The 20,595-nt window shown below is 74.5% G+C and carries 21 protein-coding genes; 4 read left to right on the plus strand and 17 right to left on the minus strand.

All coding sequences use genetic code 11. The features are described from left to right. Positions 1-100: 100 nt before the first annotated feature. Entirely contained in the window at positions 101-661 is a 561-nt protein-coding gene (locus ABD976_RS24710) for a sigma-70 family RNA polymerase sigma factor (RefSeq protein ID WP_345367236.1), read from the minus strand. A 62-nt stretch (positions 662-723) separates the two neighbouring features. Between ABD976_RS24710 and ABD976_RS24715 the strand changes: the two genes are divergently transcribed. Beyond that, a complete protein-coding gene (locus ABD976_RS24715) occupies positions 724-1,434 on the plus strand; it encodes a zf-HC2 domain-containing protein (RefSeq protein WP_345367238.1) in 711 nt (236 codons plus the stop codon). A 102-nt stretch (positions 1,435-1,536) separates the two neighbouring features. Here the strand turns inward: ABD976_RS24715 and ABD976_RS24720 are convergent, their stop codons facing one another. From ABD976_RS24720 to ABD976_RS24730, 3 genes are all read right to left on the minus strand, one after another. After that, positions 1,537-2,160, minus strand: a complete 624-nt coding sequence (locus ABD976_RS24720) for a DUF5134 domain-containing protein (protein ID WP_345367240.1) — start codon at positions 2,158-2,160, stop codon at positions 1,537-1,539. Then, positions 2,157-3,527 (minus strand): PepSY-associated TM helix domain-containing protein, encoded by a 1,371-nt coding sequence (locus ABD976_RS24725; RefSeq protein ID WP_345367242.1) that lies wholly within the window; start codon positions 3,525-3,527, stop codon positions 2,157-2,159. Before ABD976_RS24725 ends, ABD976_RS24720 begins: the two co-directional genes overlap by 4 nt. An 87-nt stretch (positions 3,528-3,614) precedes the next feature. Further along, the gene (locus tag ABD976_RS24730; RefSeq protein WP_345367244.1) at positions 3,615-4,706 is read right to left on the minus strand and encodes an FAD-dependent oxidoreductase; all 1,092 of its coding nucleotides are present in this window, start codon (positions 4,704-4,706) and stop codon (positions 3,615-3,617) included. Positions 4,707-4,817: 111 nt separating this feature from the next. On the opposite strand from ABD976_RS24730, the gene ABD976_RS24735 reads away from it, so the two are divergent. After that, positions 4,818-5,324 (plus strand): hypothetical protein, encoded by a 507-nt coding sequence (locus tag ABD976_RS24735; RefSeq protein WP_345367246.1) that lies wholly within the window; start codon positions 4,818-4,820, stop codon positions 5,322-5,324. Between the two features lie 83 nt (positions 5,325-5,407). After that, positions 5,408-6,613 carry a DUF418 domain-containing protein gene (locus tag ABD976_RS24740; RefSeq protein WP_345367248.1) on the plus strand — a complete coding sequence of 402 codons (1,206 nt, stop codon included), beginning with the start codon at positions 5,408-5,410 and terminating at the stop codon, positions 6,611-6,613. A 76-nt stretch (positions 6,614-6,689) separates the two neighbouring features. Here the strand turns inward: ABD976_RS24740 and ABD976_RS24745 are convergent, their stop codons facing one another. Genes ABD976_RS24745 through ABD976_RS24780 form a run of 8 tightly spaced genes read right to left on the minus strand, consistent with a single transcriptional unit; the run spans position 6,690 to position 14,350 of the window. Further along, on the minus strand, positions 6,690-8,066 hold the full coding sequence (locus ABD976_RS24745) for an NADH-quinone oxidoreductase subunit N (RefSeq protein WP_345367250.1): 1,377 nt from the start codon (positions 8,064-8,066) through the stop codon (positions 6,690-6,692). After that, entirely contained in the window at positions 8,063-9,520 is a 1,458-nt protein-coding gene (locus ABD976_RS24750) for a complex I subunit 4 family protein (RefSeq protein ID WP_345367252.1), read from the minus strand. The genes ABD976_RS24745 and ABD976_RS24750 overlap by 4 nt, the downstream gene beginning before the upstream one ends. Further along, on the minus strand, positions 9,514-11,283 hold the full coding sequence (locus tag ABD976_RS24755; protein ID WP_345367254.1) for a proton-conducting transporter transmembrane domain-containing protein: 1,770 nt from the start codon (positions 11,281-11,283) through the stop codon (positions 9,514-9,516). Before ABD976_RS24755 ends, ABD976_RS24750 begins: the two co-directional genes overlap by 7 nt. Positions 11,284-11,285: 2 nt before the next feature. Further along, positions 11,286-11,591, minus strand: a complete 306-nt coding sequence (locus ABD976_RS24760) for an NADH-quinone oxidoreductase subunit NuoK (RefSeq protein WP_345367256.1) — start codon at positions 11,589-11,591, stop codon at positions 11,286-11,288. Beyond that, positions 11,588-12,121 carry an NADH-quinone oxidoreductase subunit J gene (locus tag ABD976_RS24765; protein ID WP_369774883.1) on the minus strand — a complete coding sequence of 178 codons (534 nt, stop codon included), beginning with the start codon at positions 12,119-12,121 and terminating at the stop codon, positions 11,588-11,590. The genes ABD976_RS24760 and ABD976_RS24765 overlap by 4 nt, the downstream gene beginning before the upstream one ends. Further along, positions 12,118-13,005 carry an NADH-quinone oxidoreductase subunit H gene (locus ABD976_RS24770; RefSeq protein ID WP_345367260.1) on the minus strand — a complete coding sequence of 296 codons (888 nt, stop codon included), beginning with the start codon at positions 13,003-13,005 and terminating at the stop codon, positions 12,118-12,120. The genes ABD976_RS24765 and ABD976_RS24770 overlap by 4 nt, the downstream gene beginning before the upstream one ends. Then, entirely contained in the window at positions 13,005-14,009 is a 1,005-nt protein-coding gene (locus tag ABD976_RS24775; RefSeq protein WP_345367262.1) for a hypothetical protein, read from the minus strand. Before ABD976_RS24775 ends, ABD976_RS24770 begins: the two co-directional genes overlap by 1 nt. Further along, complete coding sequence (locus ABD976_RS24780) at positions 14,000-14,350, minus strand: NADH-quinone oxidoreductase subunit A (RefSeq protein ID WP_369774884.1); 351 nt, start codon at positions 14,348-14,350, stop codon at positions 14,000-14,002. Before ABD976_RS24780 ends, ABD976_RS24775 begins: the two co-directional genes overlap by 10 nt. A 192-nt stretch (positions 14,351-14,542) precedes the next feature. Here ABD976_RS24780 and ABD976_RS24785 point away from each other — a divergent pair, with 192 nt between their 5' ends. Beyond that, positions 14,543-15,739 (plus strand): YDG/SRA domain-containing protein, encoded by a 1,197-nt coding sequence (locus ABD976_RS24785; protein WP_345367266.1) that lies wholly within the window; start codon positions 14,543-14,545, stop codon positions 15,737-15,739. A gap of 4 nt (positions 15,740-15,743) precedes the next feature. On the opposite strand, the gene ABD976_RS24790 is transcribed toward ABD976_RS24785, so the two are convergent. The 5 genes from ABD976_RS24790 to ABD976_RS24810 are packed head-to-tail and all read right to left on the minus strand — an operon-like array spanning position 15,744 to position 20,552. Beyond that, positions 15,744-16,448 carry a hypothetical protein gene (locus ABD976_RS24790; protein ID WP_345367268.1) on the minus strand — a complete coding sequence of 235 codons (705 nt, stop codon included), beginning with the start codon at positions 16,446-16,448 and terminating at the stop codon, positions 15,744-15,746. A 10-nt stretch (positions 16,449-16,458) separates the two neighbouring features. Beyond that, a complete protein-coding gene (locus ABD976_RS24795) occupies positions 16,459-17,217 on the minus strand; it encodes a helix-turn-helix domain-containing protein (protein WP_345367270.1) in 759 nt (252 codons plus the stop codon). Then, on the minus strand, positions 17,214-18,173 hold the full coding sequence (locus ABD976_RS24800) for a nucleoside hydrolase (RefSeq protein ID WP_345367272.1): 960 nt from the start codon (positions 18,171-18,173) through the stop codon (positions 17,214-17,216). Before ABD976_RS24800 ends, ABD976_RS24795 begins: the two co-directional genes overlap by 4 nt. A 31-nt stretch (positions 18,174-18,204) precedes the next feature. Beyond that, positions 18,205-18,747 (minus strand): hypothetical protein, encoded by a 543-nt coding sequence (locus tag ABD976_RS24805; protein WP_345367274.1) that lies wholly within the window; start codon positions 18,745-18,747, stop codon positions 18,205-18,207. Further along, positions 18,744-20,552 carry a DEAD/DEAH box helicase gene (locus ABD976_RS24810; protein WP_345367276.1) on the minus strand — a complete coding sequence of 603 codons (1,809 nt, stop codon included), beginning with the start codon at positions 20,550-20,552 and terminating at the stop codon, positions 18,744-18,746. Before ABD976_RS24810 ends, ABD976_RS24805 begins: the two co-directional genes overlap by 4 nt. Between the last annotated feature and the right edge of the window lie 43 nt (positions 20,553-20,595).

Genomic DNA, 20,595 nt, shown 5'->3' on the forward strand with positions numbered 1-20,595 from the left:
CGAGCGGAGGAGCGCTCAGCCGGGCGACGAGCCCCTCCCGCTCGTCGGCGGTGCGGTGGCAGCCGTGGTCGTCGACCGCCGCCCGTCGAAGCGCGGCGACCTACAGGGCCGGACCGCGCCGGAGGCCGGGTTCGCGGTCGTCGCAGGCGGCGATCAGCGCTTCGCGGGCGCGCGCGACGCGGGAGCGCACGGTGCCGATCGGGCAGCCGCAGACCTCGGCGGCCTCGGCGTAGGTGTAGCCGAGGACCTGGGTCAGCACCAGGGCTTCGCGGCGGTCCTCGGCGAGCCCGTCGAGTAGCAGGTGCAGGTCCACCACGCCCTCGAAACCCGGTCCGGCGAGTTCCACGTCGTCGGCGCGCGCCGCGCGGGCCGGGGCGCGCCGCAGGTGGTCGGCGACGACGCGGCGGGCGATCGACAGCAGCCAGGTGCGCGAGGACGACCGCCCGGCGAACCGGGGCAGCGAGCGGACCGCCCGCAGGTAGGTGTCCTGGGTGAGGTCGTCGGCGGCGGCGAGGTCGGTCAGGTGCGCGGTGAACCGCCAGACGTCGGCCTGGGTCGAGCGGACCCAGGCGTCGAGCGCCCGTCGGTCGCCGCGCGCGGCGGCCAGCGCCAGCTCGGTGATCCGCGCGTCGTCCCGTTCCGCGAAGCCGCCCCGTTCCACGAAGCCGCACGGTAGCCGATGTCGCGTGGAACTGTTTCCGGCATTCGGGCGACCATCTAGTCGTGGACTGCTCAACCTTCCGCGAGGCGCTGTCGGCACGGCTGGACGGCGAAACCGGCCCGGTGCCCGACGAGGCGCTGGACCGGCACCTGCTCCGCTGCCCGGACTGCCGGGCGTGGGACGAGCGCATCACCGGGTTGCGCCGGGGGATGCTGGTGCGCGAGGCACCGCCGGTGCCCGACCTCACCGAGCGCATCACCGCCGCCGCGCGGCCGAAGCGCGGGCGCCTGCTGCGCGGGGCGCTCGGGGTGGTCGCGGTGGCGCAGAGCGGGTTGGGCATCGCCCAGCTCCTCGGCGCCGCAGGTGTGCACGGCGCGCACAGCACGCACCTGAGCAACGAGAGCGCCGCGTGGAACCTCGCGATCGGCATCGGGCTGCTGTGGGCGGCGCTGCGCCCGCGCGCCGCGGGCGGCCAGCTCCCCGCGTTCGCCGGGTTCACCTTGATCATCGGCGCGGTCTCGGCCGCGGACCTGCTCGGCGGTCACGTCACCGCCGGACGGGTGTTCTCGCACGTCCTGGTGGCCATCGGCGTGGGCTTGCTGATCGCGGTGCACCGGCGGCTGGGCCGCGATCCGCACCCCACCCCGAGCACCGCCGACGACCGCGACACCCCGGACCTCCCGAAACCGGACCTCCCCGACCCGGCCCACCCGGCGGCACCGCACCGCGCACCCCACCGCCGAACCGGCCACCAAGGCCACCACGCCGCCTGACCCCACGTCCGGGTGGTCTTGTCCCAGGTGAGGGGCACCCTGCACCACGTGACGCGGTACAGGGTGCCCCTCACTCACCACCCTTCCGGGTGGAAGGGCCGGTCACAGGAGGCCGAGGAAGGCCGCTCCCATGCCGAAGCTCATGGCGCCGTGGCAGGCGTGGTCGAGCGCGCGGCGTCCGGCCGGGCCGGTCGGCGCCGGGAGGGTCCGGCCCAGGTCGAACGCCGTGGACAACCACGGCAGGCACGACAGCACGAAGTAGCCCGCCAGCACCGCGGTCACCGCCGTGATCGCGGCGGGCACGGCGGCGGCCTCCGGCGCGAGCGCCACCTGGGCGCCGGCGGCGTGGTGGTGTTGGTGACCGCCACCGGAGCTCGCGCGCATCAGGACCGGCATGGTGGCCGCCATCCACACCATCGCGCCCATCGTCGCGGCGTGGTGCAGGTGGGCGATCCGCGGGTGCTGGAACTCGTCGCGCCACCGCGGGCCGACCAGCGCCCGCACCGCGAACCACAGCGCGGCGATCGCGAACGCGACGACCTGCGGGACCACCGGGAGGTGCACCCACACCATCGCCAGCATCGCCGCGCCCATCCCGAGGTGGCACAGCGCGCTGATCCGCTCCGCCGGTCCGGTGCGCGCCGCGACGAGCCGGGCGACCGACCACGCGGCCGTCCCGGCGAACAGCGCGGTGAGCGCCCATTGCAGCAGCGGTGACGCCATCATCGGGCGACCTCCTCGTTCCCCGCGCGCCGACGCGCGCGCCAACCCAGCAGCAGGTCCAGCACCAGGAAAGCCAGCAGCGACAGCCCCATCATCGGCAGGAAGTAGCCGACGAGCGCCACCACCACGACGATCGGGGCCAGCACCCGACCGGGCACCCGCCGCCACGCGCCGCGCTCCGGCGGTCGGCCGAACGCGCGGGAACCCGGACGCGTCCACCACATCCGGTAGCCGGTGGCGATCAGCGTCAGCAGCCCGCCCATCAGCACCACGAGCACGAGCTGGTTCGGCAACCCGAACAGCAGCCCCATGTGCGCGTCGATGCCCCAGCGGGCCAGCTTCGCGGCGAGCGGGTAGTCGGCGAAGCGCTGCACGTCGACGACCGCGCCGGAGGCCGGATCGACGGCCACGGCATCCTGCTGCGACGGCCAGGACCGGCCGGTCTGCTGGACGCCGTAGGCCTGGCCGGGCCCCGCGGGCGGGACGATCTCGACGGCGCCGGTCACGTCGCGGGCGTGCGCGGCGGCCAGCACCCGGTCGTAGCCCACGTCGCCCTGCCGCACCGGACCGCTCAGCTCGGTGGACACCACCGGCGTCTCCCAGGACAGCGCCGAGCGCAGCTCGGTGACGTTGCCCCCGGCGTGCTGCGACCAGGTCAGGCCGGTGGCGGACAGGAACAGCAGCCCGATCGAGATCCACAGCCCGGTGGCGCCGTGCCAGGACAGCAGCCGCCGCCGTCCGGACGCGCGGGGTTCGGGCAGCACCAGCGAGCGCCGGTTCCGGCGGCGCCGCCCGATCCACAGCGCGATCCCGCCGAGGGCCACCACCCACATCCAGCTCGCGGCGAGCTCGCTGTAGAGCCGCCCGGCGTCGCCGAGGTGCAGTCCGCGGTGCAGGTTGTCGACCCACGCGCGGATCGGCAGCGCCTGCCCGCTGCCGTAGGTCTCCAGCACGCCGCGCACGTCGGCGGTGTAGGGGTCGACGAACGCGGTCCGCCGGTAGCTCGCGGGCAGGTCCGGCGCCTCGAAGATCACCTGGGTGGTGTCGGTGGCGGTGGGCGCCGGGCGCACCGCCATCAGCTCGTCGCCCGGTCGCGCCGCCCGCGCCGCCGCGATCTGCTCGTCCAGCGGCCGGGCGGGTTCGGTGGACGCCGCCACGTGCAGCTCGTGGTCGTACACCACCTCGTCGAGCTGCGGGGTGAACACGTAGAGCATCCCGGACAGCGCGGCGATCACCAGGAACGGCGCGATGAACACGCCCGCGTAGAAGTGCAGCCGCAGCACCAGGGGGCGCAGCGCCGACCACGTCGGCCCGCGTCGCCGGACGTCCTCCTGCTCCGCTCGCAGGTCCACCGGATCCTCGACGGCCATGCCGGTCCTCCTCGCTGTCGTCCACCACAGGAGTCGGCCGGACGGGCGCGGAAGTTCCCGGCGTCGGGGCGATCACACCCGGATCGATCAATCCAGCCGGTCGGGCCAGGACAGCGACCCGGCGAGGGCGGCGTCGTCGACCTCCGGGAACCCGGCGCAGCGCTCGGCGAGCCGCGCCACCTCCGCCGGGCGTTCGGCGTGCGGACCGGCGCTCATCCGGGCGCTGGCCAGCACGTTGCGCTCGACCCGGGGACGGCGGTGCCGTTCGTAGCGGTCCAGCGCGGTGTCCGGATCGGGGGCGTCGCGCAGCGCTTTGGCCAGCACGACCGCGTCCTCCAGGGCCATCGAGGCGCCCCTGCCGGTGGCGGGGGCGGCGGCGTGCGCGGCGTCGCCGACGAGCAGGCCCCGGCCGAGCCGCCACCGGGACGAGCCCGCGAGGTCGTGGGCGTCGGTGGACAGCACCTCGTCGGTGGCCTCGACGATCCGCGCCGCCGGGGTGGCGTCCGGGCGCAGCGCGGCGAGCAGGTCGGCGTCCGGGGACGCGGCGGGCACCGGGAGCCGGGCGAACCAGTGCACCACCCCGGACGGGGACACGGCGTAGCCGAACGCGGTTCCGCTGCCCCGCAGCATCTCGATCCGGCCCGGCTCGTGCGGCGGCGCGATCCGGTCGGTGTAGCCGTAGTACACGCGCTGCCCCGCGTACCGCTTCCGCGCGGCGGGGTCGATCACCGCGCGCAGCGCCGAGTTGACGCCGTCCGCGGCGATCAGCAGGTCACCGCGCACCGCCCGCCCGTCCGCGAACCGGGCCACCGCACCGTCGACGCCCGTGCACCGGCTGCCGGTGCGGACCTCGATGCCGCGCCGCTCGGCCTCCTCGCGCAGCGCCGCGCACAGCTCGGCCCGGCGCAGGCAGCGGTAGTCGCGCAGCGGTGCGGCGGCCACCTCCGCGCCGGTGGCGTCCACGACCCGCATCGCGGTGAGCGGGAAGCCGCCGATCCGGTCCACGCCGAGCTGCCGCAGCGCCAGCATCCCGGTGTCGGCGAGGGTGAGGAACGCCCCCAGGTCCGCCCCGCCGGACGGGTGCGCCTCGTGCACCTCGACCCCGAAACCCGCCTGCCGCAGGGCCAGCGCCGCCGCCGTGCCCGCGATCCCCGCACCGATGACGACGATCCGATCCACCCGCTGATCCTCCCAGGGCCCGTCCCCCGAACGCACGCTTTCCGCCGACGTCCGCCATCGGACGGCGGTCGCCGGGGTACCCGGGGTGCAGCCGACCCCGAGGAGGCACCGATGACCGGCACCACCACCGCACTGCTGCGGCACTTCGCCGACCTGCGCGACGGCACGCACGGCCACGCCCCGGCCCCGCACGAGCGCGACCGCGCGGCCAAGGAGCGGCTCTTCGAGGGCACCGCCGGGCTGCTCGACGGCTACGCCCGCGCCGCGCTCATCGAGATCAACACGGCGCTGCTGCTGGACACCGGCCTGATCAGCACGACCGGGGTGCGGCGCGACGAGGACGGCGGTCTGGAGGCGCGCTGGGAGCTGACCTGGCCGGAGCAGCGCGACGCGGGCGTCGATCCGATCCGGCTGCACGCCCACTACGGCGCCGCGTTCCACCACCCGCACCTGCGCGGCGCCACGGTCGGCGACTGGCCGCTGAACGTCTTCACCGACGAGCAGGCCGCCGAGGAACTGCCGGTGCTGCGCGCCATCGCCGCGGCCGACCTGCACAACCTGGTCTTCCGGTGCGACTACCGGATCGTCCCCGCGGTCGTGGAGGGCAGCGAGCGGTGAGCGCGGAATTGGCCGGAAGTAGTACGCCCGGTCGGCCCTTCCGCTGATTCGGCCGCGGGTCCGCGGCGGCGAGCATCGGGGGCATGATTTCGACTACCGCTGCGGCGGGCCCCGCCGCCGGACCGATCGCCCCACCGGCCTCCTCGGGGACCGCGAGGCTGGTCGGCCTGGACGTCGCGCGCGGGCTGGCCGTGCTGGGGATGTTCGCCGCGCACTCCACCGTCCCGCTCCCGGGCAACGTGCTGTACGAACTCGTGTCCGGGCGCTCGGCGATCCTGTTCGCCGTGCTGGCGGGCGTGTCGATCGCGCTGCTCAGCGGCGGCGCGCGGCCGGGCTCCGAGCGGCTCTCGGCGCCGGTGCGGATCGCGGTGCGCGCGGTGGTCCTGTTCGTGCTCGGCCTGGCGCTGACGACCATGCAGGTGCCGGCGATGGTCATCCTGACCTCCTACGGCGTGCTGTTCCTGCTCTCGATCCCGCTGCTGCGGCTGCGGACCACCGCGCTCGCGGTGCTGGCCGCGGTGTTCGCGGTCGGGGCGCCGCTGGCCTCGTTCGCGCTCCGCAGCGCCCTGCCGACGCCGAACGTGATCGGCTACACCCCGCGCTTCGCCGACTTCACCTCGCTGGACGGGCTGGCCAAGGTGGCCGAGTCGGTGCTGCTCAACGGCGCGTACCCGGTGCTGACCTGGATCCCGTTCCTGCTGGTCGGAATGGCCCTGGGCCGACTGGACCTGCGGGCCGTGCGCGGTCGGCTGGTGCTGGTCGGAACGGCGCTGGGGCTCGTCGGCTACGGCGGATCGTGGCTGGTCATGCACGTCTTCGGCGGCTACGAGCGGATCGCGGCGGTCTACGCCGGGATCATGCCGCCGGAGCTGCTGCCGATGGTGCTGTCGTCGAGCTACGGGACCGTGCCCACGATGGACCCGGTGCTGCTGCTCACCGCGGGCGCGCACAGCGGAACCCCGTTCGAGATCATCGGCGGGACCGGGGTCGCGCTCGCCATCATCGGGCTCTGCCTGCTGGCCGAGCGGCTCCGCGTCGTGCTCGCCCCCGTCGCGTCGGTCGGGGCGATGGCCCTGACCGCCTACGTCGGTCACCTCCTCGCCCTGAAGGCGGTCGGCCCGGACAACCTGGGGCGGATGATGGTGGAACAGCCCTACGCCCCGTGGCTGATCCTCTGCGTCGCGACGATGGTGCTCACCCTGGTGTGGCGCCTGCTGCTCGGACGCGGCCCCCTGGAGTGGCTGCTGCACCACCTCTCAGCCCTGCCCGCCCGCCGACGCCCGGCCTGACCGACGGCCGAATCGCGCGAACGCAGCAAAAACTACATCTAGGTGTAGTTTTCGCTGCGTTCTCCGCGTGCGGTCCTCAGCCGAGCAGCGGGAGGACGAGCCCGCCGCCGAGGCCCAGGGCCAGCGACAGGGCCCCGGCCGCGCAGGCGACGAAACCGGGGCCGGGGGCGGGCTCGTCACCGGTGGTCGGGAGGAACGCGGGCAGGATCCAGCGCAGGTAGTAGAAGAGGCTGACCGCCGTGTTGAGCACCGCGACCACCGCCAGCCAGGCCAGCCCCCCGTCGAGGGCGGCGGTGAACACCTCCAGCTTGCCGAGGAACACGCCGGTGGGCGGGGTGCCGACGAGCCCGAGCAGGCACACCACCAGCACCCCGACCAACAGCGGTCGCCGCCGCGCCAGCCCCCGGTACGCCGCGAGCGAGGTCCGCTCGGGGACGCGGGCCACGACCGCGAACGCGCCGAGGTTGGTCACCGCGTAGGCGGCCAGGTAGAACAGCACGGCGGGTCCGGCGAGCTCGGTGCGGCCGGCGACGGCCACCGCCACCAGCAGGTAGCCGACCTGGCTGATCGTCGAGTACGCCAGCAGCCGCTTCGGGTCGTCCTGGAAGAACGCGGCCAGGTTGCCCAGCGTCATCGACGCGGTGGCGAGCACGGCGAGCAGCAGCGCCCAGTCCACGGCGGTCGCCGTGATCACCTCGGCGCCCAGCCGGTGCAGCGCGAGCACGCCGCCGATCTTGGGCACCGTGGTGGCGAACGCGGCGACCGCGACCCCGGAGCCCTGCGCCACGTCGGGCACCCAGAAGTGCGCGGGCACCGCGCCCACCTTGAACAGCACCCCGGCCAGCACCGCGATCAGCCCGACCCCGACCAGCGCGGGCGAGGCGGTGGGCAGCGCGGCGGCCAGCTCCGGGTAGCCGGTGCCGCCCCCGGCCGCGAACAGCGCGGTGACGCCGACCAGCAGGAGCACCCCGAGCAGCGCGCCCATCAGGTAGTACTTCAGCGCCGCCTCGGTCCCCGGCCCGTCCCGGTCCAGGCCCGCCAGCGCGTACAGCGGGATCGACGCGAGCAGGTATCCGGCCACCAGCAGCAGCAGATCGGTCGTCCCGGCCAGCACCAGCGCGCCGAGCGCGGCGAGCTGCACCAGCGCGCAGAACTCGGTCTCGCGCGGTCCACCGCCGGTCGTCATGCCCAGCACCAGCAGGGTCGAGGCGAGCACGACGACGCGCCCGACGCCGGTGCCGGTGTCCACCGCGAACGCCCCGCCGAACACCACCTGGTCCGGTCCGGCCAGCCCGATCCCGCTCGCCACCAGGCCGACGGCGCAGGCCACCGCGGCCAGCACCCGCACCCGCCGCTGCGCGCGGCGCGGCGTCCACGAACCGAGCAGCAGCCCGCACACCGCTCCGGCGAGCAGCGCGAGCTCCGGGACCAGCGCGGCGGGGTTCTCGTTCACCGGACCACCAGCCCGGCCAGCGCCGCCGCGGCGGGTTCGATGACGTCGAGCAGCGGTCGGGGCAGCACGCCGAGGAGCACCACCAGCACCAGCAGCGGCACGATCGAAGCCGACTCCACCGGCCGCAGGTCGGTGAACGGCGCCGGTGCCCGCAGCGGTCCGGTGAGCACCTGGTGCAGCGCGCGCAGGAACAACCCGGCGGTGATCAGGATGCCCAGCAGCGCGAGCACCGTGGCCACCGGTGCCGAGGCGAAGCTGCCGGTGAAGATCTGGAACTCGGCGATGAACCCGGAGAAGCCGGGCAGCCCGAGCCCGGCGAAGGCGGCGAGCCCGGTCGCCGCCGCGAACACCGGGGCGGGACCGGCCAGCCCGCCGAAGTCGCGCATCCGGTAGCTCCCGCAGCGGTCGTGCAGCACCCCGGCGAGCAGGAACAGCGCGGCCGTGATCAGCCCGTGGCTGACCATCTGGGTGACCGCGCCGGTCACCGCCAGCGACGCCGGGCCCGCGTCGGTGGCCAGCCCGGCGGCCCCGACGGCGAGCACCACGTAACCCATGTGGTTCACCGAGGTGTAGGCGACCATCCGCTTGAAGTCCGTCTGCGCCAAGGCGACCAGCGCGCCGTGCAGCACCGAGACGACGCCGACCACGACCACCAGCCAGGCCCAGTCCCGCCACGCCGCCGGCAGCAGCGGCATCGCGATCCGCACGAAGCCGTAGGTGCCCATCTTCAGCAGCACCCCGGCCAGGATCGCCGAGCCCGCCGCGGGCGCGTCGGTGTGCGCGGGCGGCAGCCAGGTGTGGAACGGCACGGTGGGCGTCTTGATCGCCAGCCCGAGGCACACCGCCAGCAGCGCCCAGCCCCCGGCCGTCGGCGAGTTGGCCAGCTCCAGCACGTCGAAGGTGCGCGGCCGGGCCGACAGCGCCAGCCCGATGAAGCCCAGCAGCAGCGCCAGCGAGCCGATGAAGGTGTAGAGGAAGAAGGTCAGCGCCGAGCGCTTCGCCGCGCCGCGCCCCCACCCGGCGATGACGAAGTACATCACCGCGATGGACAGGTCGAAGTAGACGAAGAACAGGATCAGGTCCAGCGCGGTGAACAGCCCCAGGCTCACCGTCTCCAGGAGCAGGAACAGCAGCGCGAACGCCTTCACCCGGTGGGTCCGGCGCAGCGAGTGCACCGCGCAGGCCAGGAACAGCACCGCGGTCATCGCCACCAGCGGCAGCGACAGCCCGTCCACCCCGACGTGGTAGCCGACGCCCGCGCTGGGGATCCACCGCAGGTGCTGCTCGTAGGCCAGGCCGCCGTCGTAGCCGAGCCAGGCGAGCACCACCAGCAGCAGGTCCAGGGCCGTGATGCCGACCCAGCCCCAGCGGAAGATCCCGCGCCCGGCCGACTCCGGCACCGCGGCCAGCAGCGCGGCGCCGAGCACCGGGACGAACACGATCCAGCTCAGCACCAGGCCACCACCACGACGAGTCCGGCGAGCACGGCCAATCCGACGGCGGCCTGGGCGTAGTACTGGTGGAGCTGACCGGTCTGCGGGCGGCGGGCGTACCGGCCGAGCCGCCCCGTCGACCGCGCCACCGCGTCGACCGCGCCGTCCAGCGCCTCCTCGGCGCGCCGCACCGGGCCGCGCGCCCACCGCAGGACCCCGGCGGGCGCCGCCAGCACCGCCCGGCCCAGCGCGTCATCGGCGGCGGCCAGCCGGTCGGACGCCAGCAGCACCGGCCGGACCAGCACCGCCCGGACGCCCCGCTCGACGTCCAGCCAGTCCCGCAGCACCCGGGGGCTCCGGCGCGACGGCCACCACCACGCCGCCCCGGCGGCGACCACCGCGAGGCAGCCGGTCAGCGCCAGCTCCCAACCGGCGGGCACCACGTCGACCACCGGCAGCAGCGCGATTCCGAGCACGGCGGCGGCTCCGCTGAGCAGCGCGAGCACCACCAGGCCGACGCGCGGCGCGGCCTCGGCGGGCTCCTCGTCCCGGTCGCCGCCGACCAGGTACCGGACCGCCTTCGCGCTGTAGGCGGCGGGCAGCACCCCGGCGACCACGCCCACCGCGTAGAGCGCGGGGTCGCGGACCAGCGCGGCGGCCAGCACCGCGTCCTTGGTCAGCCACAGCGACAGCGGCGGCATCCCGGCCAGCACCGCGGCGGCCAGCACGAACACCGCGCCGAGCGCGGGGAACCGCCGCGCCGCCCCGCGCAGCGCCGCCAGCGATCCGGCGCCGACCGCGCCGAGCCACGCCCCGGCGGCCAGGAACAGCGCGGACTTCGTCGCCGCGTGCGCCACCAGGTGCGCGGTCCCGCCGCCCGCGCCGCCGACTCCGGCGGCCAGCACCACGAAACCCAGTTGCGCCGAGGTCGAGGCGGCCAGCAGCTGCTTGAGGTCGGTCTGCGCCAGCGCGATCAGCCCGAGCACCACCGCCGTCAGCGCCCCGGCCCACGCGACCAGCGGCGCGGCCCAGCCGGTCGCGGCGAGCAGCGGGTGCAGCCGCAGCAGCAGGAAGGCCCCCGCCGCCACCATCGTCGCCGAGTGCAGCAGCGCCGACACCGGGCTCGGACCGGCCATCGCGCGGGACAGCCAGAAGTGCAGCGGGAACTGCGCGGACTTGCCCAGCGCGGCGACCACGATCCCGGCGGCGACGACGTCGAGCCACGGCCGCGGCAGGGCGGCCAGGTCCACCAGCGCCAGCGAGCCCGCGCCCGCCAGCGCCGCCCCGGCCGCCACGTACAGCCCGAGGTCGGCGGCGCGGGTGGTCAGGAACGCCACCCCGGCCGAGTCCACCCGGTCCGGTTCCCGCCACCAGAAGCCGATCAGCGCCCAGCTCGCCGCGCCCATCACCTCCCAGCCGACCAGCAGCGGGGCGAGTCCGGTGGCCGTCGTGGTGAGCAGCATGGCCCCGCTGAACAGCAGCACCAGCCCGGTGAACCGCCCTCCCCCGGCGGCGAAGAGGAGCACCGCGAGGGTGACCGCGGCGGTCGTCACGACCAGCAGGGCCTCGATCCCGCCGACCGCCACCCCGGCGTCGATCCCGGCCAGCAGCGGCAACCGCGCCGCGGGCCGCAGCAGCGCCGCCGCCACCGCGAGGGCCAGCACCGCACCCGCGGTCCCGACGCCGACGCCGGGCGCCGCGCGGTCCGCGCGGCGCCCGGCCAGCGCCAGCCCCGCGCCCACCACGACGGGCAGCGCGACCAACGACCACAGCCAGGCGTGCACGATCACTCCCGGAGGTCCGCGGCCATGTCGGTCAGGTCCGCCTCCCGGGCCCGGAACAGCGCGGTGACCACGGCGAACCCGACCGCCATCTCCACCGCCATCACCGCCACCGCCAGCAGCACGAGCACCTGGCCCGCCGTCGCGCCGGGCGCGAGGAAGTGCCAGCAGGCCGCCGCGGCGACGATCACCCCGGCGATCATCAGCTCCAGACCCATCATCAGCATCACCACGGACTGCTGCGACAGCGCGCCGAACAGCCCGATGGCCAGCAGTCCGGCGGCCAGCAGCAGGAACAGCTCCAGGGTCATCGCCGCGCCCCCCGGAGGTCGTCGCCGAAGCGGTCGTAGCGCCCGCGCGGGGCGGCCAGCACGACGGCGGAGATGATCGTGGCGAACAGCGCGACGCCCACCACGATCATGGTCAGCATCTGCGGGCCCATCAGCGCCTCGCCGAGCGCGCGGGTCGGGTCCGGCGGTGCCGCTCCGGTGCGCGCCGGCCAGTCCACCAGCCAGATCCCGGCCGCGAGCACCGCGAACGTCCCCACCGAGATGACCATCGCGCCGGACTTGTTGTGGTACATGGACATCGGCATCAGCCCGGCCGGATTCATCATGTACATCACCATGAAGACGGCCATCACCACCATTTCCATGATCATCATGAGCACCACCAGCACGCCCAGGTAGGCCAAGCCGAGCAGCACCACCTCGGCCCCGACGAACAGGAACGCGCCCAGCAGCGCGAACGTCACCCGGGCCATCGAGTCCAGCCGGAACACCAGGAACCCGCAGACCAGCGCCCCCACCGCGAACACCCAGGCCAGCACGTCGCCCATCACACCCCCACCGCCACGACCAGCAGTTGCAGCAGCACCAGCGGGATCAGCACGATCCACGCCCACGGCACGAACCGCTCGACCCGCAGCACCGGCACCCGGCGCCCGAGCCACACCACCGCGGCCAGCACCAGCGCCGTCTTCAGCAGCGTCCACGCCCAGCCGGGCAGCACCGGTCCCGCGCCGCCGCCGAGGAACAGCGGCACCGCCATCGACGCGGCGACCACCAGCAGCAACCACCGCCCGCCGAGGAGCAGCAGCCGGTCCACCCCGGACACCTCGACGGCCGCGCCGCCGGCGAGATCCGGTCCCAGCGCGGTGCCCAGCGGACCCCAGAACGCCATCGCCGCCGCGCTGAGCAGGTACACCGCGAAGGCGACCGGCATCCACACCACGAACCACAGGTCCTGCTGCGCCTCGACGATGCCGCCGACCCGCAGCGTCCCCGCCCCGGTCGCCGCGCAGATCAGCGCGAACATGTGCGGCAGCTCGTAACCCAGCCCCTGCGCCACGAACCGGTAGCCGCCGACCAGCGCGAACACCGAGTTCGGCCCCCACCCGGCCAGCCACACCGCGGCCCAGCTCAGGATCTCCATCGCGTTGAACCACACGACGCCGATCGCCGGATCGGCCACCGCCGCACCACCCAGCGGCAGCACCAGCGCGGCCAGCAGCGCGGCCACCGGCACCAATCCGACGCCCAGCCGCCACAGCAGCGAGTCGGCGGCCGTCGTGGTCCGCCGCTGCCCCACGAGCCCGCGCGCGACCTCCCGGGCCGGGGCCGCCACCGCGCCCCCCACCGGGCTCCCCGCCAACGCGCGGTCGAAGGCGACCACCGCGGCGGTCGCCAGCACCAGCAACCCGAGCAGCACCCCGATCGCGGCCATCACGGCTCCCGGTCCAGGTCGGGTCCGAGGCTGGCCACGATCAGCCGGACGGCGCCGAGCTCGTGCCCGCGCACCAGGTCGGGCAGCGCGTCCAGCGCCCGGGCGTGCCGAGGAGCGGTGCGGTGGCCGTCGATCTCGTCCAGCCACGCCACCCACCGCGCGGTGACGTCACCACCGCCGATCTCGCCGATCCCCGAGGTGAGCCACCGCAAGGACCGGGACCGCCGGACCCGCCGGGTGAACCGCCGCAGCCGGGCGTCATCGACCACCCCGGCCAGCACCGCCGCCCGCAACCGGCGCGCCCGCAGCACCGCGTCCGGCCACCCCGCGACGGCCAGCAACCGGGCCAGCGCGTCCAGCAGCACGACGCGCGGATCCACGTCCGGCACCGGAGGCGCGGCGTCCCGCCGCGCCGCGGCCTCCTGCACCACGTCGCCCTGCAACGCCAGCTCCAGCACCAACCCGGCGGGCCAGTCGACCAGCACCGGCCCCAGCACGACGTGCAGCCGGTCGAGCGCGAGCCCATCCCGATCCGGCGCCCGCTCCGCCATCGCCAACCCGGCCACCACCCCGCCGTGGTGCTCGTGCCCCCCGCCGTGACCGCCGCCGTGGTCGGTGCCGTGGTCGTCGTGGTCGGTGCCGTGGTCGTCGTGCTGGTCACCGGTCCCCTGCTGCGCACCCGACAACGCCTCACCCCCGATCGCCAACCGCGCCACCGCATCGGAGAGCACGTCAGGAACGGCACCGGGATCGTCGACCACCACCCGGACCCGAGGCGCGGGCACCTGCCCCCACACCAGCTCGACGGCCTCGGCGGGCACCGAATCCCCGGGCCCGGCCAGCACCACCAGGTCGGCATCAGCGGGGCTCAACGCGGGGACCCACCCGCGGACGAGCACGAGATCCTCCACGGCCCACCGCACAGCGGCCCCACCCGGCACCTCGACGACGAACACGTGCGGCGCGCCGGCGGCGAAGCGGAGCAACCACCCGCTCACGTCCATTCGAACGCCCCCTCGCGCCAGGCGTAGAGGACACCCACCACCAGCACCCCGAGGAAGAGGAACATCTCCACCACGGCAGCCGCCCCCATCGAGGTCACGACCAGCGCCCACGGGTACATGAACACCATCTCCACCTCGAACGCGAGGTAGATCATCGACACCACGTACCACCGCACGTGGAACCGCGAAAAGGCGTGCTCCCCAGGCGCGGCACCCCCCTGGAAAGCAGCCACCGGCGACCCCCCGGACCCCACCGCGACCACCCGGGCGACCGCGTACAACCCCACCACCACGGCCACGCCCACCAGCAACAACGCCCCAGCAGCCGCGAACCCGCTCACGGTCACCTCCGGGATCGACTGACGGACCACCCTCCAGCCTGACCCACTACCCCACACCCCGCCCGCCCACACCCGGCGGCGGAAGGGCGGGCGGCCGTAGCCCGACTTTCCACGGAGAGCGACCGATGCACCCGCCGTTCACCCGCGTGTTCTCACACTTTCGGTCAGGCATGTCACCTAAAGTCAGACACCGTGAGCCTCGCCGACATCACAGGAGCCAGCGTCCACGCGGTCCTCTACGAGCCACCGGAGCGCGATCCGAGGGAGGTGCGGGCTCAGCTAGGCCTTCCAATGAACAAGGCCAAGTACTTCGTCAAGGGCCTGGGCCGGAAGTACCTCGACATCGTGGTGGTCGCGGACACTGCTCATCGGCTCGCTACGGGCTCGCCGCTGAGCGCGCACACGCAGGCAGAGGGCGACATCGCACGACAGCTCGCCGCGCTTGGGGTCGACGTCCGCAGCAAGGAGGCGGACCGAAAGACGGTCGCGGCCAACCTCGGAAGCGTGCCCGGCATTCGTGTTGGCGAGGTATTCGCAGGTCGAGAAGCCGTACGTGTCGCAGGCCTGCATCGCCACAACCAAGCCGGCATCTCTGGCAACGGTGGCACCGGAGCCGAAGCAATCGTGATCTCCGGCGGTTACGTAGATGATGAGGACCACGGATGGCTTGTCGTCTACACCGGCGAAGGTGGGCGCGATCAGAACACCAAGCGCCAAATCGCGGATCAAACCTTCAGCTCATCGGGGAACGCGGCGCTGAAGAAGAGCTGCCTCGAAGGGCTTCCCGTACGAGTGATTCGAAAAACCAAGGCGAAGCACGATACGCAGAACGAGTACCGGTACGACGGCCTGTACTCGGTTGAACGATACTGGCGTGAGAAGGGGCGGGACGGCTTCCTCATCTGTCGGTTCCGGATGGTTGCGCTTCCCGGCGCCGAGTTCGAACCACCGGCTGACGGCGAACGCAATCCTGATACCGCCGCGACGGAGCAGCCAACAGACCAAGTTCCCGCAGGTGTTCAGGAACCACGGCGGAGCCCGACCACAGCTGACCGTGTCCAGCGGTCAGCCAAGGTCGTCGCCCATGTCAAAGCGCTCTACAACAACGAGTGCCAGGCGTGCCGGACCAGGCTCGTAGTAGGCGACAGAGCGCACTCCGAAGGGGCGCACATCCGGCCTTTGGGGCGCCCGCACGATGGGCCCGACACACCCAACAACATGTTGTGCCTGTGCCCGAACTGCCACATCCAGTTCGATGGCGGCGCGTTGCTCGTCGACGACGACCTCGCCATGTGGCGCAACGGCTTGCGCGAAGACGAGCTCCACCTGCGCGAGGACCACCTCGTGAACACGGACTACTTCGCCTACCACCGGTCCATCCACCGCTGATCCCTCAACCCGCGGTGCCGAGGAAGGTGAGGGCTCCGAGGGCTGCGAGGGTCGCCACCGTCGCGGCGGCGAGGCGGCTGGGTGGGGGCCAGGGGACGGTGCGGAGGAGGGTGGTGCCGAACGGGACGAGGGCCGCGGCGAGGGCTGCCGCGGCGAGGATCGAGGTGGGGTCGGTGCCTTTGAGGACGCCGATCATGAGGATCGACGTGGTGGCGAGGGCGAGGGCGCGGAGGGGGCCGAGGACGCCTGCGCGGAACGCGCCGACCGCCAGGACGATCCAGCCCGCCAGGCACAGCGGTGCGGCCGGCGCGAGCGGGTGGGGGACGGCGTAGGTGTCGGCGATCGCCTGGTGGGCCGCTTCCGGTCCCAGGGCGTCGACCATGCGGAACGCCAGGTGGTCCTGGCCTGCGTGGAAGAGCCGGACGCCGAGGCCGGCGGTGGTGAGCAGGGCGCCCCAGCGGGCCCACCGGGGGTGGCTCGGGGCGATCGCCGCGGCCAGTGCGAGGACCGCGGGCACGAGCAGCAGGACGCCGAGCGCGAACGCGCCGTAGGACACCGACCACCGCACCGGGTGCCGGGCGTAGGCGGCGAGCTGCTCGGGGAAGAAGAAGTCGACGTCGGCGCGGAGCAGGATGCCGGCGAGCAGGGTCGACGGTCCGAGGAGGCAGCTCAGGCCGCCGATCCAGCGGCCGGGGAGGGCAGTGCGCATGGCGGCGACGCTAGGGCTCGCCGCCACCTCCGGTCTTGGACGAAACGCCCGCTCCCGGTAGGCCGGGGACCCGGGCGCGCAGCCACTCGGTCGGGGTGCGGCCCGCGTAGCGGCGGAAGGCCCGGTTGAGGTGCGCCTGGTCGTAGTAGCCGCTGGTGGCGGCGATCTCGGTGAGCGGTGCCGCGCCGAGCAGCCGGGTCGCGCGGTGGAAGCGCAGCAGGCCCGCGGCGGCCTTGGGGGTGAAGCCGGTCTGCACCGCGAAGCGCCGCACCAGCCGGTTCCGGCTCCAGCCGGTTTCGGCGACGACCTCGGCGACCGGGGTTCCCGCGCGCAGCATGGTCCAGGCGTGGCGGACTTCCGGGTCGGGTTCGGGGCCGCGGTGCGCCGCCTCGGTGAGCGCGGCGGCGAGCGTGGCGAGCCGGTCCGGTGCTTCGGCGAGCCGGTCCGGCAGCCCCGGCGGGAGGATCGCGTCGAGCGGCACCGGATGCCCGGCCAGGTCGTCGAGCGGGCCGACGAGGCGGTAGGCCGTGGTCGGGGGCAGGCGGGCCTGGACGTGGTGGGTGCTGCCGCGATGCGCGAGCACCACGGGCGCCCTCGGGCTGAGCACGGCGGCCGGCGGCAGGTCGTCGTCCGGCGGGTCGCCGAGCCGGACGAGCACCACCACGTGCGGGACCGGGAGTTCCCGGCGCACCACCGGGAATCCCGGGTCCTCGCGGTATTCGGCGCAGCGCAGCCCGCCGCGCACCAGGGTCGTGGACCGCCAGCTCATCCGGTGAACGGTCGGGCGGGCTGCACCGGGGTGCTGAGCAGGTCCTTGAGGTAGCCGAAGAACCCGGGGGCGTCGACGTCCTCCACGACGGTGGCGTTGGGCGCCTGGCCGTGGACGCCCCAGGACATCGCGGCGTAGCCGCGGGTGATCCGGCCTTCGGTCTCGACGTCGACGTGGTAGTCGGCGCTGCGCAGCACCAGTTCGGGGTGCAGCACCAGCGCCGCGGTGAGCGAGTCGGGGTGGGTGGTGCCGTCGATGCCGACGCTGCGGTCGAATTCGAGGGTCTGCGCGCAGATCCGGTCGAAGAAGCGGGACACCGGGGTGCCCAGGGCGGCGATCTCGTCGAGCCGGGCCGGGCCGAACACGGCGCGTTCCAGGGTGACCGGCGCCCAGGGCACCACGGTGACGCGGAATCCGGCGTCGAAGACGATCCGCGCGGCTTCGGGGTCGACCCAGAAGTTGAACTCGGCGGCGGCGGTGATGTTGCCGCGCCCGTTGTTGGACCCGCCCATCACGTGCAGCCCCCCGACGTTGCGCGCGAACGACGGGTCGCGGCGCACCGCGGTGGCGATGTTGGTGAGCGGGCCGATCGCGACGACGGTGAGTTCGCCGGGGTTCTCGGCCGCGAGCCGGATCAGCGCGTCCACCGCGTGCTCGTCCTCCGGCGCGCATCCGGTGAGGTCCATCCGCAGCCCGCCGACGCCGTCGCCGTGCACGTCCTGGGCGCCCTGCCACGGCCGCTCCAGCGGCTGCCTGCACCCGAGGTGCAGCGGGACCTCGCCGAGGCGCCCGGCGACGTTGCAGGTGAGGAAGGCGTTGTGCACCTGGTCGTCGAAGCCGACGTTGCCCGCGACCATGGTGATCGCGCGCAGGTCGGCGCGGGGGTCGAGCAGGCCGATCAGCAGCGCGACGCAGTCGTCCTGGGCGGTGTCGGTGTCGATCACGAGCGGGGTCATGGCCCTCCTGCCCTCGGCGGTGCCGCCGAACCTAGCCCAACGCCGCGGGGCTCCGGTAGAAGCCGGCCGGGTCGAGGTCGGCGAGCGGGATGCGGTCCGGGGGTGGCGCGGCGACGGGCGGGTGCGCCAGCCGCAGTTCCACGGCGAGCAGCGGGCGTTCGTCGACGTGCTGGGCGAGCGCGTACAGGGTGGCCAGCACGTGCGCGCAGCGCGGGGCGCGGGTGCGGCAGGTGCAGGTGGGGTGCTGCTGGTCCGGCGGCGGGGCGATGCCGTGCTCGGGGCGCAACCGGTCGGCGAGCTCGTCGGGCAGGTCGCCCGCGGCCAGCCCGGCGGTGTCGGCCTCGGCGACGAGCCGGTCCGCGCCGGGCTCCCACAGCGGGAATCCCACGGCGACGCGATGCCCGGCGACCTCGGCGCTGACCCGGCCCGGCTCGGTGGTGAGGCCGGTGACGGCGCCCTTGCGGGCGAGGCTGCGCGCCCGGGGCAGCGCCGGGTCGGGGCGCGAGATCGCGGTGGTCTCGACGGTGCGGACCCACGCCGCGCCCCACGCGGTCGCGCCGAACGTCGGGATCACACGTCACCTCCGAGGTCGAGCACGGCGTGCAGTTCGTCGTCGGAGAGCTCGGCCAGCGCCGTCGCCGGATCACCGGAGACGACGTCGGCCAGCGCCCGCTTGGTCTCGTGCATCCGGGCGATGTGGTCCTCGATCGTGCCGCCGGTGACGAGGGTGTGGACGGTGAGCGCGCGGTGCTGGCCGATCCGGTGGGCGCGGTCGGTGGCCTGGTCCTCGACCGCCGGGTTCCACCAGCGGTCGTAGTGCACGACGTGCCCGGCGCGGGTGAGGTTCAGGCCGAACCCGGCGGCGCGCAGGCTCAGCACCAGCACCGGGTGCTCGTCGCGCTGGAACTCCTCGACGAGCCGGTCGCGCCGGGCGCCGGTCAGCCCGCCGTGCAGGAACGGCACCGGCCGCCCGAGCACTTCGCCGAGGTGCCGCACCAGCAGGTCGCCCATCGCGCGGTACTGGGTGAACACCAGCGCGCGGTCGTCGTCGGCGGCGATCTCGGCGAGCATCTCGGCGGCGCGGTCGAACTTGCCGGAGCGCCCGGTCAGCGGACCGTCGTCGCCGAGCCGCTGGGCCGGGTGGTTGCAGATCTGCTTGAGCGCGGTCACCAGCGCCAGCACCTTGCCGCGCCGTTCCCGACCGCTCCCGAAGCCGGTGTCGAAGGCGTCCCGCACCGCCTCCCGGTAGAGCCGGGTCTGCTCGGCGGTGACGGTGCAGGCGACGGTGGCGTGCTGCTTGGCCGGGAGTTCGGCGGTGACCTCGGCTTTCGTCCGACGCAGCAGGTGCGGGGCGACGAGCTGGTGGAGGCGGGCCGCGGCGGTGGCGGACCCGCGCTGCTCGATCGGGACGGCGAACCGCTGCCGGAACCGGGCGCGACCGCCCAGCAGGCCCGGGTTGGTCACGCGCAGGATCGACCACAGCTCGTCGAGCCGGTTCTCCACCGGGGTGCCGGTCATCGCGATGCGGGTGGCGGCGGTGACCCGGGCGGCGGCCTTGGCCACGCGCGCGTCCGGGTTCTTGATCTGCTGCGCTTCGTCGAACACGACGATGTCCCAGTGGCGGGCGGCCAGCGCGGTGGTGTCGGAGCGCAGCACGCCGTAGCTGGTCAGCACCACGCCCGGTTCGTCGGGCAGGGCGCGGCGCGGACCGTGGTAGCCGTGCACCGGCAGGTCGGGGGCGAACCGGGCGAGTTCGCGGCGCCAGTTGCCGACCAGCGACGTCGGGCAGACCACCAGGTGCGGGCCGGGGCGGGTGGCGAACGCGCAGATCGCCTGGACCGTCTTGCCCAGCCCCATGTCGTCGGCGAGGACGCCGCCGTCGCGCGAGCACAGCCAGGCCACGCCGTCGGCCTGGTAGGGGCGCAGCGACACGTCGAGCCGGGCGTCGCGCAGGGCGTCGCGGGTGGCGAGCACCTCGCGGAACCGGCTCAGCAGGGCCGGCGCGGCGACGATCGCGTCGCCGTCGAGGACGGCGTGCGCGGCGGGCGGCATGGTCCGGGCGAGCGCGGCGAACGCGTCGTCCCCGGCCCGGTCGCGGGCGAGCCCGGCCGCGGTGCGCCAGGCGCGGACCGAGGCGTCGCCGTCGGCGTCGAGGGCGCTGTCCGGGTCGAGCAGCCGGGCGGGGACCTCGGCGGGCACCACCCGGTCGTCGACGACGGCGGCCAGCGCGCAGGTCCCGGCGCGGCCTTCGGGCAGTCCCCGGGCGCGCAACGCGGCGGGCACGTCGTCGACGCCCCACCACGCCAGCGCGCCTTCGGCGGGCACGAAGGTCGCCTGCAGGCGTCCGGGCAGCGCCGCCGGGGGCAGCGGTTCGGGCACAGCGGTCCTCCAGTCGCGATTCGGTGGCTTTTCGACGCTACCC

The organism is Saccharopolyspora cebuensis, assembly GCF_039542665.1.
GTDB classification, from domain to species: Bacteria; Actinomycetota; Actinomycetes; order Mycobacteriales; family Pseudonocardiaceae; genus Saccharopolyspora; species Saccharopolyspora cebuensis.